Annotated in this window: 1 pseudogene; it reads right to left on the bottom strand. The window is 39.6% G+C overall.

The window, feature by feature from the left end:
• Positions 1-268: pseudogene (locus C1E99_RS00095) on the bottom strand (ABC transporter ATP-binding protein); the annotation flags it as partial.

The following is a 268-nucleotide window of genomic DNA, read 5'->3' as shown; positions in this document are numbered from 1 at the left end:
CTCCTCTGTCTGCTGACTTGTTTGCATTTGATAATAAACGCCTTGTTCAGCCATCAATGCTTCATGATTCCCTTGTTCAACAATTTTTCCGTCCACCATGACCAAAATCAAGTCAGCTGATTGAATGGTTGATAGGCGATGAGCAATAATAAAGCTGGTCCGTCCTTCCATCAATTTGGCAAATGCTTCCTGTACTAAAATTTCTGTCCGTGTATCAATAGAGGAAGTCGCCTCATCTAAAATCAGGATTTTAGGTATTTTAACAAAG

The sequence above is a fragment of the Streptococcus suis genome (genome assembly GCF_002964045.1).
GTDB lineage: Bacteria > Bacillota > Bacilli > Lactobacillales > Streptococcaceae > Streptococcus > Streptococcus suis_U.
Note: the sequence above shows the minus strand (reverse complement) of the source record. Positions and strands in the feature narration are given on the sequence as shown.